This window comes from Bdellovibrio sp. HCB290, assembly GCF_047305925.1.
Taxonomy (GTDB): Bacteria; Bdellovibrionota; Bdellovibrionia; order Bdellovibrionales; family Bdellovibrionaceae; genus Bdellovibrio.
Genome location: NZ_CP178620.1, coordinates 3,541,370 through 3,556,455 on the forward strand (window position 1 = coordinate 3,541,370; position 15,086 = coordinate 3,556,455).

A 15,086-nucleotide genomic window follows, 5' to 3' on the forward strand; every position below is an offset into this window, starting at 1 on the left:
GCCTCCGGCGTTAGTGTTAAGTCAGCGCTTTCGGGCGTTACTGACCTAATTCCGCCATAATGTCCCAACCAAATTTTGCCAGCTTTGCTTCGCCGATGCCATGGACATTTTTTAGATCATCCAGACTTTGGGGGTTTTGAATTGCCAATTGTTTAAGAGTCAAATCGCCAAACACCACAAAGGCTGGAACGTCGAGCTCTTTCGCCTTTTCTTTACGCCATTTTTTCAGAAGCTGGAAGCGCGCCTCTTGTGCATCATCAAACACCACACCATCCATATCGACAGTGGTCTTTGACACTTTTGATCGCGTCTTGGTTTTCGTTGGAGCTTTTAAAGCAGCAACAGGACGAGAAATCCGACGATCCGACTGCGGCAGACACGTATCGCAGTGACCACAACGTTCAATTCGTTGCGCGTCTTTGTAGTACGTCAGAATTTCCGCATGACGGCACTCGCCGCCTTCTGCGTAATTCACCAGGGCATCCAGATTTCGCCAGCGGGCATTTTTAATTTCCTTGGGCGCTTCGGAGCTCGTAATAAAATACGTTTGCAGTCCTTTGTCTTTCTTTGAGTAAAGCATCAGACAAGTTGAATCCACACCGTCACGGCCCGCACGACCCATTTCCTGATATAGGGAGTCGATATTGGCCGGCATTTGATAGTGCACCACCAGGCGCACATCTGGTTGGTCGATACCCATACCAAAAGCATTGGTCGCAACCAGAATTCTTAGATCCCCGCGACCGTAAGCTTCCTGAGTTTCAGTACGCTCTGCTGTCGACAGACCCGCGTGGTAGTATCCCACGTGATCCATTTTCTTTTGCAAGTGAGCCGCAAGCTCTTCTGTCACTTTACGAGTGCCGCAGTAAATAATCACGCGTCCCTCAGGAGCCTGACGAATGGATTGCATCAACAAAGCCATTTTCGCTTCTTCGTCAGCGCAGAATTCCACCTGGTAGTAAAGATTCGAGCGATAGAACCCATGTACGCGACGTTCTGGACTTTTCAATTTCAAATTAATGGAAATATCTGCAAGTACTGTCGGAGTTGCAGAAGCGGTCAGCGCCAACACCGGCACATCGGGGCGTAGACGTTTTAAAATTTCCAGCTGACTGTATTCCTCGCGGAAGTCATGACCCCACTGCGAAACGCAGTGAGCTTCATCAATAGCGAAGACCGCAATCGAACGATTTTGAATCCAGCGCTGAAAACCTTCCTTCTGAACACGTTCAGGGGAAAGGTACAAAAGATAAGTTCCACCTTTTTCGATATCCTGAAAAATCTGCCGTTTTTCTTGATCAGTTTGACCGGCATACAAGCAACCTGAAGGAATGCCTTTCTTTTGCAAAGACATCACTTGATCCTTCATCAAAGCGATCAAGGGAGAAATCACGACAACCAGTTTATTGGTGAATACCGCAGGAAACTGAAAGCACAAGGACTTACCACCGCCAGTGGGAAGTACGGCAAGAACGTCCTTACCGGACAGAATTCCGGAAATGATTTCTTGCTGACCAATACGAAATCGCGGCAGGCCAAAGGCTTTCTGCAAAGTCGGTTGAAATTGGTCAAAGACGGGGTCTTGTGCGGTCTGAATCATAGGGCTACTTTCCTTGAAAATAGCCCTTATTTGCAACCAAGATTCCCGCGTTAACTGGATTTATTTTCCTTGCAACGGCCCTCTGCGAAGGGATTTCGGACATCTCTAATAACGACTCTCAAAATCCAGCTTTTCGACCTCTACGGTAGCGAGCTTAATCTCTGCTGCCTTGGTCAGGTCCTTCAGCTGCTCAAGCGAGGTGGCGCTGGCAATGGGCGCCGTAATACATTTTCTTTGCATCAACCACGCAAGCGCGATGGTGGCTGGCTTCACAAGGTGAGCCTTAGAGATATCATCCAGCGCCATCAGAATCTTTAAACCCCGTTCATCCAGATAGCTCAAGGCCTTTTCACCACGGGCGCTCAGTTTCGCATCTTCTTTACTGCGATACTTTCCGGTCAGAAAACCGCTCGCCAATGAATAATAAGGAATCACGCCGACACCGTTTTGCAGGCACAACGCTTCCAGTTCTTTTTCAAAATATTCGCGATCATGAAGATTGTATTTAGGCTGAAGGGTCACGTAGGACGGAAACTTTTCCTTGGCACTGATATGCAGACTCTCTTTTAAGCGGTTGGCATTGAAATTCGATGCACCAATAGCGCGAACCTTGCCCTCTTTAATCAGCTCATCATAGGCTGCCAGAGTTTCTTCAATGGGAGTTTCCATATCGTCTGTGTGTGACTGATACAAATCAATATAATCAGTCTGCAGACGACGAAGAGAGTCCTCGACCGCTTGTTTGATGTATTCCGCCTTCAGACCTTTCTTGTCCTGACCCATGTCCATTCCCACTTTGGTGGCGACTACAACCTGATTGCGGATCTTGCGATCTTTCATCCATTTGCCGATGATGGTTTCAGATTCTCCCCCCTGATTTCCAGGAACCCAGCGGGAGTATACGTCAGCGGTGTCTATGAAATTAAATCCCGCCTCGCGAAATCCATCCAGAATCGCGAACGACATTTTTTCATCAATTGTCCAGCCAAACACATTGCCACCAAAACAAAGTGGTGCAACCTCGATTCCTGTTTTTCCCAGCTGACGTTTATGCATGATATATCATCTCCTTATCACATTGAATGCAGTCCTATGCGGTTGCCTTCGGTGTCCTGAAAAATTCCAATATTGCCGTACTGACCGATACTTTTCTTGGTGGCCAGAATCATTCCACCGTTCTCCTGCACCTTCTTCAAGGCGGAATCAATATCCGTCACAGGAATATAGGGCAGTGATCCGTCGGCAGAGGGCTTATAACCAGGGCCCTTCACCAAGGCACCTGAAGCACCATAGGACTTCATATCCCCTGATGGAAAGAATGCCAGTTTCAAGGGACCCATTTCTTCTAATTTGAATTTTAGATCGAATGACTTTTCATAGAAAGTCATAGCGCGTGAAATATCATCGGCCGCAATTTCCACCCAATTAAACATATTGGACGCCATAATAGAAAATCCTCTCTGCTTGGCCCCGAGCATTTGCATCGGAGTTACTGATCACAAGAATCAGAAGCAGTAGAGGACTTCGTCAATATGGCATTGAACAAGCTGTTAAGGTTAGCCCGTTAAAGCTTTATTAGCGCGCTTCAGTCGTAACGACAGTGTTTTCACAAGGGCTTTGGCCCAGCTGGGCTTCGAGAAGATCACACTATCCAGGGAGCTCATGGGAATTTCAATCAGCTCAACTTCGGTAACGGCTTCCACCGTCGCAGAACGAGGTTCATGATTGAAGTGCCCCATCTCTCCAACAAATTCTCCAGGGCCAATTTCGCCCAGACGAATCCGGTCACCGGTGGTACCTTCAGAAAATGCGCTTAAGGTTCCGTTCTTAACAATATAGACAACTTCAGTGGTGTCGCCTTCTTTGAACAGCGTTTCACCCACATCAAGATTGCGCAGGCGATACTGCGACCCTTCTTTAACTGGTTTCGGAGCAATAATTTTGGACACTACTTCAAGCAGCGCCCACTCACGATTTGGTTCAGATAAAAATGACAGGCGTCCCGATTGCACTTCGTGCGGGAAAACATCGTGATCCGGCACATAGGACATCATCACTACAAATATATCGTTATTATTTTTCTCTTTTAAAACTTTGGCGACGATATCGTAACCAGAACCCTTAGGCAGATACTCATCAACAAACAATATCTTGGGTCTGACGTTGTCTATCTTATATTTGGTGGCAAACCAATCACTGCCGTGAAAAACGGAGCAGTTATTGAAGTGCTTGTTCAGGATATCGGAGATGGCCGTGATTCTATTCGGATCTCCGCTGACGATCAAAAACGTGTTCTTATCCTGGCTGCGTCCCATAAGTTCAAACCTTCCATAATTTTTGTCTCATTCCTGAGACCAACAGACGTGCCGGATAGAATCATTATCAACCCAAACTGTCTAACACTCAACCTTCTGTCAAAAAGTTGCCCAGGAATTCTCAGGTTGATGCGATTGGAATGTTTCGATTCGGGATTGCGCTTAATTAAGCTGATAGCGAGCCAGGTCCGCAGTGAAAACCTGCTTGTCCCGCGGGAAACGCTTATAGACCGCATTGATCAGGCTGGAGCGCATATTATGGTTATCATTGTTGGCAATCACAGTCAGCAGTCCCTGCTGGCAGGCAGAGTAAGCTCCACAATTGTTCAGATAAATATCATAGGCAACCAGCACCGGAATATCGTCAGCGTCTGTAGAGGCTGCAATATTGCGCTCTTGCTCGGTCTGCGCATCTTCCATTTTTATCTTTTGCGGAGGAGCGTACTCAAGTGCTTCCGCAAGGGCCACTTCAGCAAGTGCTGTATCGCCGCCTCTTCCATTTAGCAAATCCAATGCTTCGACGCGATCAAAGTGCGCAGAATTTGCTCCCTGCAAATCACGGTAGTAGTCCCACAATACTGATTTCTTATTCGGTAGCGCATTGATCTGAGCACGCAACTGTGCCGCTCTTGCGCGAAGTTCAGATTTCATTTCTGCAGCACGTGTTGTTTTGATCAGATCTATTAATAGAGCACGCTCTTTGGTTTGCACCGGCACATCCGTATAGCTGGCGATTTTTCTGGTTGGTGCAGTTTGAGTCGTTTCAGAAGCTACGTTTCTAACTAGAGTAGGCGCGTTCGCAATCACGGGTGCGATGTTAGATTGGGGATCGCCTGAATGCTCGACGGTTTTGTTATTATCTCGATTAAAAAAGACAACCGCACCTACTGCAACCACGACCAAAACGATAAAAATCTGCTTCATTATTAGATTATCCGCGTGTGCCGTAAGGATTTGCAACTGGAAACAGAGTCTAGTTATTAGCCACCCTTCAAGAGTTATACAGCTGAAACCGAACCCATCGCTAATACGTGGGTAAACAGCCCTTGGTCCTCATTTTGCTTCTAATCCAGGTATTGGGGGGCCAATGAAGTTAACAACAACTGCAGTATTCGCAATCACCGTTCTCACATCAAATTTAGCCAACGCTGGGATCACCTGTTCTGCATCTGAATGTAAGGCCGAGACAATGCCTCTATTAGATCAGATGGAATCTTCTGTAAAATCCAAATTTGGATCAATGGCATGTGTGCCTACTTCTTCCATGATGGTCATGGAGTCTGTATTCTCCTCTAAGAAAGATATCGTTGCTGGTAGCTTCACTGACAGCATCTATCAACAAAACTCCTATGGTGCGATTTTACTCATGGGTAATGATATGAAAACGACATCTCAAAACGGTACTTACGTAAACGACGCGCAAAAAACTTTCACTAAAATTGCCCAGGGCTTTTCTGGTGGAGCTTCTTCTTTTAGCGTAACCAACGTTAAAAGAACAATCTCTCCTGCAAACCTTATGGCTGACATGAAATCAGGCATGGTGGGTTCTTTGTTATTTGCTTCTTATATTCCAAAATGTTCATCAATGGCCAGCGGCCGTAAATCCTGCAGCTTTACCCGTCAATATGGTCACTCCGTAGCGGTTCAAGCGGCATCGGCTTCTCAAGTTCAGATCTTTGACCCGAGCGATGATAAATGGACTTCGCAACTTTTAAGACTGCAAGATGATTCCGGTTACGTAGATGCGACTTTGTCATTGGCTTCTCACATTGGTGCTGACGCCCGCATTCTGGCAAAAAACTACTACACACAAGGTGAAGTGGATTTGGCAGAGTATTTCTATGGTATCAAAATCGAAGGTGAGTCCAGCACTCCAGTTGTCGTGCAGCCATCGCCTACTCCAACTACTCCGGTAGTTGTTCAGCCATCTCCAACTCCAACTACTCCGGTAGTGGTGCAACCGTCTCCAACTCCGACTACTCCGGTAGTAGTACAACCGTCTCCTACGCCAACTACTCCAGTTGTAGTACAACCTACTCCGAAGCCATCTCCGGTAGTGGTTCAACCAACTCCTAAACCATCACCAGTGGTTGTTCAGCCTACTCCAAAACCAACGACTCCGGTTGTTTCTCAACCTCCAAAGTCTCAGGTTTGGCAGCAATGGGTGAAATACTTCAAAGCTAAAGGTAAATTCGCTTCCCGCAGATAATAAATACATGAAAAAACAGACAAACAAGGCGGCAGTTTCGACTGCCGCCTTGCTATTTTAGGGGTTTTTCCGTAGAACTTGCCCATGATCAGCACCTCAAATATCAGCCTCCGTTTCGGTGGCAAAAAGCTTTTTGAAGACGTAAATGTGAAATTCACTCCAGGCAACTGTTACGGCCTAATCGGCGCCAACGGTGCCGGAAAATCCACATTTCTAAAAATCCTATCCAAAGAAATCGAACCCAACACGGGCGAAGTTATCATCCCGGGTGGCTTGCGCCTTTCGGTTCTTAAACAGGATCACTATGCCTATGATGAATTCCCGGTTTTAAAAACCGTCCTGATGGGTAATGAGCGCCTTTACAAAGTCATGACTGAAAAAGACGAGCTTTATGCAAAGCCCGATTTTTCTGAAGAAGACGGCAATCGTGCTTCTGAACTTGAAGGTATTTTTGCTGAACTTAATGGCTGGGAAGCTGAGTCTGAAGCGGGCGTTATGCTTGCGGGCCTGGGCATCGGTGACGAATTCCACCACAAGTTGATGAAGGAACTAAATCCTGGCGAGAAGGTTAAAGTCCTTTTGGCCCAAGCTCTTTTTGGTCGCCCCGACATTCTTCTTCTGGATGAGCCAACGAATCACTTGGACATCTATGCGATCAACTGGCTTGAGGATTTCCTTTCAAACTTTGATAACACTGTCATCGTGATTTCGCATGACCGTCACTTCCTGAATAAAGTTTGCTCGCACATTGCTGATATCGACTACGGCAAAGTAACTACGTTCACTGGAAACTACGACTTCTGGCGCCAGGCCAGCGAACTTAAACAACGCATGCTTTCTGATCAAAACAAAAAAAGTGCTGATAAGGCCGAAGAACTTAAAGCCTTCATCGCGCGTTTTAGCGCCAATGCTTCTAAATCAGCGCAAGCTTCTTCCCGTCAAAAAATGTTGGAAAAGCTTGAGTTCAATGACTTGCCAGCTTCTTCACGTAAATCTCCATTCATCGGTTTTGATATCAAGCGTGAGTTGGGTAACGACGTTTTAGTTGTGGATAAAATCAATAAGACTTGGGAAGGCGAAACTCTTCTTAAGAACGTCAGCTTCACCCTTAAGAAAGGCGACAAAGTCGCTTTGATGGGTCGCAATGACTTGGCGAAGACTTTGCTTATGGAGATCATTGCCGGCGAATTGGCTGCGGACTCCGGAACTTACACTTGGGGTATCACCACGAACCGTGGTTACTTCCCAACCGACAACTCCAAATACTTCCAGGGTTCTGAACCAACGCTGGTTGATTGGTTGCGTGAGTTCTCTGAAGACAAAGACGAAAGTTTCTTGCGTGGCTTCTTAGGCAAAATGCTTTTCTCTGGAACTGATGCCTTGAAACAACCGACGGTTCTTTCCGGGGGCGAGAAAGTGCGCTGCATGTTCTCGAAACTGATGCTTTCTGGCGCGAACATCCTGATCCTGGATGGTCCGACGAATCACTTGGACTTGGAAAGTATCACGGCTGTGAATGAAGGTCTGGCGCGCTTTAAAGGCACTGTGATCTTCACGTGTCATGACCATGAGCTTTTGCAAACAGTGGCTAACAGAATCATCGAAATCAACGAGACGGTTACTTACGACAATCACATTGATTACGAAGGCTACGTTCAAGCTACGAAAAAGCACTAGACCAACGTATAGTTCCTCATTAAAGAGCAGAGGTCCTTTTCCGATAAGGAAACATGGATTTTCTGCTCTTCTTTTTTCTATTTTCACATTCAAGTCACGCTGTTGAAGCGTACTCGTATCCGAAGCAGCAAAAAGTATCCATCAACTCTGAAGTTTTGGCGGGATGCTTTTTAAAAGAGATTAACAAGTATCCAAATCAAACCCGCACCACCGAGCCCCTTTTTATCTATCGCGATAATAAAACTGAGCATTTCACTCACAAACCCGCTCGCTGCAAATTCGATCATGACGCATTCTTCGACTATATGATTGCCGGCGAAGTCAGATGCGATTACAGCACTGGGCAAGAGCAAAAACTTCGCGATTGGATCATGTCGAAGGCTGATAACTCCGTTGATCCAGTTAATATTTTCAGAGAAGCTTTAAAACTGAATGGCGGCTCCACCTTCAACGCCGCACTGACAATCCACCAGCTTTTGCGCAACGAAGCCAGGTACAAAGGCAAAGCGTTCTACTATAATTCGACTCCGGATTTGGAGAAATCCTTTTGGAATAAATTCGTGGATATCCGTGGTGACCTTGAAGAACGTGGAAAAGAAAAAGGCTTTGAAGCAGATCACCAAGGTTCCTGGTACAGAATCTGGGGAATTATGGGATATCGCTTTTCTCTAAATCGAGGCTCTTTTAATGACGATGAATCCATGACTTGCGGATACTCAGAAAAAGGCCTTATTAGCTCACAACTAAAAGCTTTCAAAGCAAATAGCACTGCGATCGCCGCAGAGGCCATTAAGTATCCAATGGACTTTATCGGTGATTACCAGCCCGGTGCTGATCGCCCAGGCAAGATGGCCGTAAACCTTGCTGGTTCCCATATCGCGACGATTATCGAAGATTCGACCCACAAGCGGGCCTTGAGCCTACAAACCTTTCCTGACGACAAAGTCTGCGAGAACCAAGGGTATCTGGAGAAAGACTAAGGAATAAAAAAAGGGCAGATTCAATCTGCCCTTTTTATTTAGTTACCAATCGGTTTTGGTTCAAATCCCATTTCGCCCCAGGATAGTGGCTGGAATGGCAAGCGAATCACTTTGTACCAAGGTTCGCGGTACTGCTCGACCTTCAATGTGCCTGGATCATACTTCCAGCTATTGCCGATCTTAGTTGCCGAGAATGCAATAGACATCTTGAAATCGTTGCTGCGAAGAAGAATGTTCGTTTTGAACAGGCAAGAATTAGAAATATTCCCAATCAACTTCACTTTAATTTTCGTATCGCTGTCGCTGAACTTATCCCAGTGCAGATTATAAAGAACAGAACCCGCTGGTTTCTTACTGATCAAATCCAAATCTGGAATTGGCAATACAGGAATTGGAATAGAATAGCGATAGCACATTGCCTCGTCAGCGATGGCTTTGGAAATATCAATCAAATCATCGCCTACTTGCAGGATCACTTCAGGGTAAGCCGTGTAGACGTCTTTAGTGAAGACCATTGCTGAAACTTCGTTGCTCCACGGAAGAAGTGGTGTCACGGAAGTTTTAGTTTGTACCAGCATGGAAATACGAACCCCCAGCAAGTCCAATTCTTCGTGAGTGTAGCCACCATGGTGGTGACCGAACTCATGAACCAGGATCGCAACCGCTTCAGCAATTGAAACCGCTGTGTAGTCCCCTGCTGCGTTTTTGCTGTAAAGAAGATCGGAGTTGATATAGATCGGCGAACCCGGTGTGCTGCCGGTCTTTGCCACGCGAACCAAGCCGTCGATAATGAAGAACCCTGGCGTTTTCTTTTCAGAACCAAAGTACAACATGCGGCTTTTAACTTCTTGAGGAAGTGCTTTAGCAATCTTTGCGATGATTTCACGCTCGCGAGAATTTAATTTGCAACCATCGGAAGTCAGACAAACTTCGATGTAGTTTTCCAGGCGCTCGTACGCGAACAAAACGTTCTTTTCTGCGATACCGCCACCATTGCCCACCCAGTCACTACCAGGACCAGCAAATGCGCTGACTGACATGGACGCCAGAACCAGCATTGCTGCGCTTTTTAGGGCTTTTGATAATTTAAACATTTTGATCCTCCACAGGATTCTCAAGTTTCGTTAACGGGAATAACAGAAACGATAGTGTATAAACCTCAGATACCGGTCCGTCTTGTAGCAGATCCTCAATCTTTTTTCGAGTTTTTAATAGGACATCCTTCACCAGAGGGATCTTTTCGGGGTTTACCGCCATAGTCATCGAATTGAAGAGGCGTGAATCGATCGGATCCCTGTGGAGTGATTGCTCTGCTAAGTGCAAATTCTGGTTGTGGTACTTGCGTATTGCAGCTGACGGCACATCTTTCATTAATATGGGCTTAGTCGTTCTGACCAAGCGGTTGCGACTTTTTTTCAAAAGTTCCAACCTGAATAAACGCTCTAATGCGTCCTCTGCCTCTACTTCTTTGATTCCCAGTCGTTTTGCAATCCATTGAGGATTTGCTCTATTCGTCGGGATCTGCGCCAGATTCATTATCGCCAGATAGTACCAGTCTGAAATCATGCGGAAAGTATCTTCCTGCAATAGAAGATCCTTATCTATCTCTATCTTGGAGGAGCCTTGTCGATACTCTGCCCACAGCAGTTCTCTTTCGAGAGGGGAAAGTAACAGGCGTTCCATCACTTTCTCTAAGTTGGACTTTGAAAGAGATCTTCTTTCACCCATCACATCTGACAATGTCGTGGAGCCAATCCCCAGATCACGCGCGAAAGCTCGTAATGAATACGACGAATTCCGGGTTTGGCGTTTTGCTAGTTCCTGCATCAATAGAGTTTTTACAGTGATTTCCATGCAACCTATATAGACAGGAAACTCTAATAACGCAAGAGTTCGGGACACTTTGTCCCGATTTGCATGGTCGGGACACATTGTCCCGTTCGGGGTCTAGACAAGCCTTTTGAACCGGAATATCTACTGACCCATACCGCAGCGGCGGAAAAGTTACCGAACTACAAATACAATCCTAAGGAGGATTAAAATGAAAAAAGTATTCTTGGCTATCGCAATGGTTCTTGGTGTTTCTCAAGCTCACGCTTACACAGCTCCAGCATGGGCTTGTAACTTGAACTTCAAAGGTACTGCTTCTGGTATCAAAGTTATCCTTGGTCACTACCAATACAACGGTAAAGGTACTTTGGCTTGTATGTCTCCAACGGGTCAAACTGCTGAATACCCAGTAACTGTTACAATGAAAGCTAAACCTTTCTCTCCACAAATCGCATTGGGCAAAATGGAATTGACTGGTCAAGCGGCTGAAATCGCTCTTTTCGATTCTAACCCAGAATCTATCCTTGGTACTTACTACGTAGCTCAAGCTCAAGGCGCAATCCTTGGTGGCGTTGGTGTTATCACTGCGACTCGTATCGATCTTCCAACAATCGCTCTTAAAGTGTCTTTCCAGTTTGCTAAAGGTTTCGGTGTAAATCTTGGCGTAAACAGAATGGAAATTGCACTAGATCAAGACCGTAACTAATTCATTGAAGAATTGGAAAGCGTGAATCTCAAAAAACCGGGGAACTCAACCTCCCCGGCTTTTCCTTCCCGAGATTTTAAACAATTTTTTAACCTAAATGAGGCTTAAAATGTTCACAGAACTGTCCGGAGAGGCGATCGCCCTTCCAAATTCAATCAAACACAAAGAGTTATATATGGTTCAACCTTTAAACAACGGTACATTTCCAGATTACCGAGACTTATTAAAAGAAAAATTCGCTGCAGAGAAGGCAAAGAAATACTCGTTCTCTCTGCAATACTGTGCGGATAGGCTTCAGGTATCGAAAACTTTCGTGAAGCTTGTTTTTGACAAGAAAAGACACTTCTCCATGGATACACTTCCTCGCCTTTGGGATTTGTTTAAGCTGACTCACAAGGAACGTCTGCATTTGACATTCTTGTTCTGTCACACAATCTCAGACAGCGATTTGTTGAAAAACCAATTCGCCCTTGTCATGAAAAATGTAGAAAATGAAACGTTGACAGTTTCAGACGCTACACAAGTCTCGTATTAGCCTAGGTCCACCTCGATTTTTTGTACGCAAGCGTACACTGTGGGTAAGAAAAACCCACTCAAAAATTGAGGTGCGACATGAAAACAAGCCATCACATAACATGTTTCAGCCTTTCCCTACTGTTACTAGTGGGGAACTATGCGCAAGCAGAAGTTTCCACATACATCGATGATGACCGCATTCCTAACATGCTTGAAGATATCGATCCTTTCGATCCGAACGTTGAACAAGTCCTGGATCATTACGACAGAATCTACGAAGAAGAGACCGGTAAGCCTGCACACATCAACACTGTGATAGATGACATTCTGGGACCTTTTGCTGGTTGTCGACGTAACGCCTGTGCTGTTTGGGCACAAGTCGTGAAAAGTTCACAGCGCATGTACCTGTATGTGAATGGCAGTTTGCGCGGTTCATGGGCCGTATCAACTGGCATCAAAGGATACGGCACTCCGAATTTTGATCGCCATCCAAACGGTCGTATCTATGATCGCTATACTTCTTCGAAGTATCCAGAGGGTGATTACAATGGCTTGGGCAACATGCCTTATGCCGTCTTCATCACCGGAGGATATGCCCTCCATGGAACTCCACGTAGCAATTGGCCGAAGCTAGGTACACCTGCATCCCATGGTTGCATACGCATGCATCCGGATAATGGTTATACCTTCAACCGCCTGGTTCGATCCTATGGCATCAGCCGAGTTTGGATCACGGTGCAATAGCTGGTGAATTATTATAAAAACCTGCGCGAAGTGATCTGAGTGGGAACGCCTTTCCCACTCCACTTCGTATACTGATACTTGCCGCCGGGCTTTACTTTTTCGGAATTAACTTCCACATCAATCAGCGCATTGAATCCGGCTTTGACTGCCAGGAACCCCAAACGCATCAATAACTCCTCACGGTCAGGGCAGTCTTTGATTTCGATGGCTTTTTCTTTGCGGCTGAATCGTGAGGTCACCTTTGAATCAGAGGTCATATAGATGCTGATCGTTTTGGCTTTCTCCATGTCAGCTTCATACTGTTCAAGCTCTGGAGCGATGTTTAGATCATAGCAAGGTCCGCAAAACACGCTGGATTTCAACATGTCAGGAATCGTTTCCATATACGAGAATGTACCTTCATCCACAAACTGCGCACACTTTTTACAGACATGCTCGTGGCACACACCACATTCCAAATTTGCCTTAGGTTTTTGACAGACTACGCAGTTCGTATTTTCCATATTCAGATTCCTTGAGAGAGAAAATTACATGACACACCGTTTCGATGCAAGGTCCAAAGCATTGAAGCTTTTAAAGAGTAGGCGCAGATTCCCCAAATCGGAGATATTGATGGCAGAACATGAGCTCAGCAGAAAACGACAGGTGCTTTTTATATACTCAATCAGTTGCCTGATTGGCGTCGTGATGGTTTTTGTCGCTAAAGCTTTATTATTGATGATTCAGCTTTGCACGAATCTGTTCTATTTCCAGGAATTTTCATTTCACGAACGCTCCCCGGCCGAACATGGTTTAGGGGTGATTTCCATTCTGATTCCAATTATCGGGGGCCTGATCGTAGGTGCGATGGCGCGCTGGGGATCAAAAGCCATTCGTGGTCACGGAATTCCGGAAGCCATGGAAAATATCCTAGAGCGCGACAGTCGCATCCCGCGCAGAATCACGTTACTGAAGCCGCTCTCTTCAGCAATTGCTATTGGTTCCGGGGGACCATTCGGTGCCGAGGGCCCCATCATCGCCACTGGTGGAGCACTGGGTTCCTGGATCGGGCAGATTCTTCCTGTTACTGCGTATGAACGCAAAATTCTGCTGGCTTCGGGCGCAGCCGCAGGCATGTCTGCGATTTTTGGCACACCACTATCTGCAGTCATGATCGCCATTGAACTTTTGCTTTTTGAATTCCGCGCCAAATCTTTTATTCCCGTGGTTTTAGCGACAGTGATCGCTGCGACTTTGCGAAGTGTCTTTATTGGCAGCGAATCGTTCTTTCAAATGCCCACTTTAGGGGAAACTTCACCTACACAATTGCTGGTGTTTCTGGCTTTCGGCGTGGTGATGGGGCTACTTTGTATTGTCGTGACCAAGTCTATTTACTGGATTGAAGATGCCTTTGAAAAGCTGCCGCTGCACTGGATGTGGTGGCCAGCACTTGGTGGGATTGCTGTGGGTTTTATTGGCTTGATCGAACCGCGAAGCTTGGGCGTGGGTTACGGGAATATTTCCATGAGCTTAAGTGGCCCCCTGACCGTGGGAGCCGCCGTCAGCATTCTAGTCTGGAAGTTTCTTTCCTGGTCCATTGCCCTTGGTAGCGGTACTTCTGGTGGGACACTGGCTCCGCTTTTAACATTGGGTTCGGCTTTTGGATTTATTGTGGGAAGTGGATTGACCGTTGTTTTTCCTGAATGGGGAATTGATCCTCACGCTATGGCCTTAGTGGGAATGGCGGCACTATTTGCAGGCTCCTCGCGTGCACTTTTGACATCAGTGATTTTTGCACTTGAGGGCACCAAGCAACCGCTGGGTTTGGTTCCACTCTTGGGATGCTGTTCGATTGCTTATGTTGTTTCTTCGCTATTGATGAAGAATTCCATTATGACGGAAAAAATTGTTCGTCGGGGACTGCAAGTCCCGCACGAATACTATCCGACTGCTCGCAAGACGGAATAGACTTAAGGTCGCAGCTCCGCACATTTCGCGGCTGCGATTTCAGTCACTTTACTGTTTTCTGTCTGCGTTGGAACGTAATGTCTCATCAATAATGTGGAACCACCTTGGTCGAACCAATTTTCCACGGACATATCCACGACTTCTCCCCTGCGGGAAGTCGTGTTCTCAGACTTTAGAATAGTGATACCTTTACCGAAGGGCTGACAGGTATTGGGATCGACACCAAGGATTTCCTGACCTTCAAAAACCAAAAACGTATTTTGAATTTGTGAAGTCTCAGCGACTCCGGTGAACGCCAGACAAAAACCCACATTTACTTCTCTGGAAGAAGTCCATCCACCCACGATGGCTTTTGATTCACCTGGTTGCAATACCAATCCATCACGATTGTAGTTCACGGCCGCAAATTCCCAACCAGATTCATTTTGTTGATACTCACAAGTAATGTGATTGAAGTTTTCGGCAGCCAAGGCGCCGGATTCTAACATCGAAAACAAAATTACTGCTAAGAATCTCATTGGGCACCTCTTGCTTGAATTTTCATAAACTCCTTGAAACTATG

At 46.1% G+C, this 15,086-nt stretch carries 16 protein-coding genes; 7 read left to right on the plus strand and 9 right to left on the minus strand.

The window, feature by feature from the left end; genetic code table 11:
- Positions 1–37: 37 nt before the first annotated feature.
- The 5 genes from ACLVWU_RS17285 to ACLVWU_RS17305 all read right to left on the minus strand — a co-directional run bounded on the left by ACLVWU_RS17285 (position 38) and on the right by ACLVWU_RS17305 (position 4,839).
- Entirely contained in the window at positions 38–1,600 is a 1,563-nt protein-coding gene (locus ACLVWU_RS17285; RefSeq protein ID WP_413576139.1) for a RecQ family ATP-dependent DNA helicase, read from the minus strand.
- Between the two features lie 105 nt (positions 1,601–1,705).
- Positions 1,706–2,656, minus strand: a complete 951-nt coding sequence (locus tag ACLVWU_RS17290; protein WP_413576140.1) for an aldo/keto reductase — start codon at positions 2,654–2,656, stop codon at positions 1,706–1,708.
- A gap of 17 nt (positions 2,657–2,673) precedes the next feature.
- Positions 2,674–3,033 (minus strand): VOC family protein, encoded by a 360-nt coding sequence (locus ACLVWU_RS17295; protein ID WP_413576141.1) that lies wholly within the window; start codon positions 3,031–3,033, stop codon positions 2,674–2,676.
- Positions 3,034–3,156: 123 nt separating this feature from the next.
- The gene (locus ACLVWU_RS17300; RefSeq protein WP_413576142.1) at positions 3,157–3,915 is read right to left on the minus strand and encodes a cyclic nucleotide-binding domain-containing protein; all 759 of its coding nucleotides are present in this window, start codon (positions 3,913–3,915) and stop codon (positions 3,157–3,159) included.
- A gap of 162 nt (positions 3,916–4,077) precedes the next feature.
- Complete coding sequence (locus ACLVWU_RS17305) at positions 4,078–4,839, minus strand: hypothetical protein (protein ID WP_413576143.1); 762 nt, start codon at positions 4,837–4,839, stop codon at positions 4,078–4,080.
- Positions 4,840–5,002: 163 nt separating this feature from the next.
- Here ACLVWU_RS17305 and ACLVWU_RS17310 point away from each other — a divergent pair, with 163 nt between their 5' ends.
- The 3 genes from ACLVWU_RS17310 (at position 5,003) to ACLVWU_RS17320 (ending at position 8,781) form a co-directional block, all read left to right on the plus strand.
- A complete protein-coding gene (locus ACLVWU_RS17310) occupies positions 5,003–6,124 on the plus strand; it encodes a hypothetical protein (RefSeq protein WP_413576144.1) in 1,122 nt (373 codons plus the stop codon).
- Positions 6,125–6,208: 84 nt separating this feature from the next.
- Positions 6,209–7,801: an ABC-F family ATP-binding cassette domain-containing protein gene (locus ACLVWU_RS17315; protein ID WP_413576145.1), complete on the plus strand. Its 1,593-nt coding sequence runs from the start codon at positions 6,209–6,211 to the stop codon at positions 7,799–7,801.
- A gap of 53 nt (positions 7,802–7,854) precedes the next feature.
- Positions 7,855–8,781: a hypothetical protein gene (locus ACLVWU_RS17320; RefSeq protein WP_413576146.1), complete on the plus strand. Its 927-nt coding sequence runs from the start codon at positions 7,855–7,857 to the stop codon at positions 8,779–8,781.
- A gap of 38 nt (positions 8,782–8,819) precedes the next feature.
- On the opposite strand, the gene ACLVWU_RS17325 is transcribed toward ACLVWU_RS17320, so the two are convergent.
- Together ACLVWU_RS17325 and ACLVWU_RS17330 are read right to left on the minus strand one after the other, a co-directional pair.
- Positions 8,820–9,875: a hypothetical protein gene (locus tag ACLVWU_RS17325; protein ID WP_413576147.1), complete on the minus strand. Its 1,056-nt coding sequence runs from the start codon at positions 9,873–9,875 to the stop codon at positions 8,820–8,822.
- The gene (locus ACLVWU_RS17330) at positions 9,868–10,635 is read right to left on the minus strand and encodes a DUF4423 domain-containing protein (protein ID WP_413576148.1); all 768 of its coding nucleotides are present in this window, start codon (positions 10,633–10,635) and stop codon (positions 9,868–9,870) included. The genes ACLVWU_RS17325 and ACLVWU_RS17330 overlap by 8 nt, the downstream gene beginning before the upstream one ends.
- Positions 10,636–10,822: 187 nt before the next feature.
- Here ACLVWU_RS17330 and ACLVWU_RS17335 point away from each other — a divergent pair, with 187 nt between their 5' ends.
- The 3 genes from ACLVWU_RS17335 (at position 10,823) to ACLVWU_RS17345 (ending at position 12,577) form a co-directional block, all read left to right on the plus strand.
- Complete coding sequence (locus ACLVWU_RS17335; RefSeq protein WP_413576149.1) at positions 10,823–11,317, plus strand: hypothetical protein; 495 nt, start codon at positions 10,823–10,825, stop codon at positions 11,315–11,317.
- Between the two features lie 109 nt (positions 11,318–11,426).
- Entirely contained in the window at positions 11,427–11,852 is a 426-nt protein-coding gene (locus tag ACLVWU_RS17340; protein ID WP_413576150.1) for a hypothetical protein, read from the plus strand.
- A 77-nt stretch (positions 11,853–11,929) separates the two neighbouring features.
- Positions 11,930–12,577, plus strand: coding sequence for a L,D-transpeptidase (locus ACLVWU_RS17345; protein WP_413576151.1), 648 nt, complete (start codon positions 11,930–11,932; stop codon positions 12,575–12,577).
- Positions 12,578–12,588: 11 nt separating this feature from the next.
- Here ACLVWU_RS17345 and ACLVWU_RS17350 read toward each other — a convergent pair whose 3' ends face one another.
- Positions 12,589–13,080, minus strand: a complete 492-nt coding sequence (locus tag ACLVWU_RS17350; protein ID WP_413576152.1) for a hypothetical protein — start codon at positions 13,078–13,080, stop codon at positions 12,589–12,591.
- A gap of 109 nt (positions 13,081–13,189) precedes the next feature.
- Between ACLVWU_RS17350 and ACLVWU_RS17355 the strand changes: the two genes are divergently transcribed.
- Positions 13,190–14,524, plus strand: coding sequence for a chloride channel protein (locus ACLVWU_RS17355; RefSeq protein ID WP_413576153.1), 1,335 nt, complete (start codon positions 13,190–13,192; stop codon positions 14,522–14,524).
- A gap of 2 nt (positions 14,525–14,526) precedes the next feature.
- On the opposite strand, the gene ACLVWU_RS17360 is transcribed toward ACLVWU_RS17355, so the two are convergent.
- A complete protein-coding gene (locus ACLVWU_RS17360; RefSeq protein WP_413576154.1) occupies positions 14,527–15,042 on the minus strand; it encodes a hypothetical protein in 516 nt (171 codons plus the stop codon).
- Positions 15,043–15,086: the final 44 nt, after the last annotated feature.

Bases quoted from the DNA above. Each gene is read 5' to 3' on its own strand.
- ACLVWU_RS17295 (WP_413576141.1), bottom strand. From the start codon at position 3,033: ATGTTTAATTGGGTGGAAATTGCGGCCGATGATATTTCACGCGCTATG.
- ACLVWU_RS17345 (WP_413576151.1), top strand. From the start codon at position 11,930: ATGAAAACAAGCCATCACATAACATGTTTCAGCCTTTCCCTACTGTTA.
- ACLVWU_RS17360 (WP_413576154.1), bottom strand. From the start codon at position 15,042: ATGAGATTCTTAGCAGTAATTTTGTTTTCGATGTTAGAATCCGGCGCC.
- ACLVWU_RS17325 (WP_413576147.1), bottom strand. From the start codon at position 9,875: ATGTTTAAATTATCAAAAGCCCTAAAAAGCGCAGCAATGCTGGTTCTG.
- ACLVWU_RS17335 (WP_413576149.1), top strand. From the start codon at position 10,823: ATGAAAAAAGTATTCTTGGCTATCGCAATGGTTCTTGGTGTTTCTCAA.
- ACLVWU_RS17285 (WP_413576139.1), bottom strand. From the start codon at position 1,600: ATGATTCAGACCGCACAAGACCCCGTCTTTGACCAATTTCAACCGACT.
- ACLVWU_RS17330 (WP_413576148.1), bottom strand. From the start codon at position 10,635: ATGGAAATCACTGTAAAAACTCTATTGATGCAGGAACTAGCAAAACGC.
- ACLVWU_RS17320 (WP_413576146.1), top strand. From the start codon at position 7,855: ATGGATTTTCTGCTCTTCTTTTTTCTATTTTCACATTCAAGTCACGCT.
- ACLVWU_RS17300 (WP_413576142.1), bottom strand. From the start codon at position 3,915: ATGGGACGCAGCCAGGATAAGAACACGTTTTTGATCGTCAGCGGAGAT.
- ACLVWU_RS17350 (WP_413576152.1), bottom strand. From the start codon at position 13,080: ATGGAAAATACGAACTGCGTAGTCTGTCAAAAACCTAAGGCAAATTTG.
- ACLVWU_RS17290 (WP_413576140.1), bottom strand. From the start codon at position 2,656: ATGCATAAACGTCAGCTGGGAAAAACAGGAATCGAGGTTGCACCACTT.
- ACLVWU_RS17355 (WP_413576153.1), top strand. From the start codon at position 13,190: ATGGCAGAACATGAGCTCAGCAGAAAACGACAGGTGCTTTTTATATAC.
- ACLVWU_RS17315 (WP_413576145.1), top strand. From the start codon at position 6,209: ATGATCAGCACCTCAAATATCAGCCTCCGTTTCGGTGGCAAAAAGCTT.
- ACLVWU_RS17340 (WP_413576150.1), top strand. From the start codon at position 11,427: ATGTTCACAGAACTGTCCGGAGAGGCGATCGCCCTTCCAAATTCAATC.
- ACLVWU_RS17305 (WP_413576143.1), bottom strand. From the start codon at position 4,839: ATGAAGCAGATTTTTATCGTTTTGGTCGTGGTTGCAGTAGGTGCGGTT.
- ACLVWU_RS17310 (WP_413576144.1), top strand. From the start codon at position 5,003: ATGAAGTTAACAACAACTGCAGTATTCGCAATCACCGTTCTCACATCA.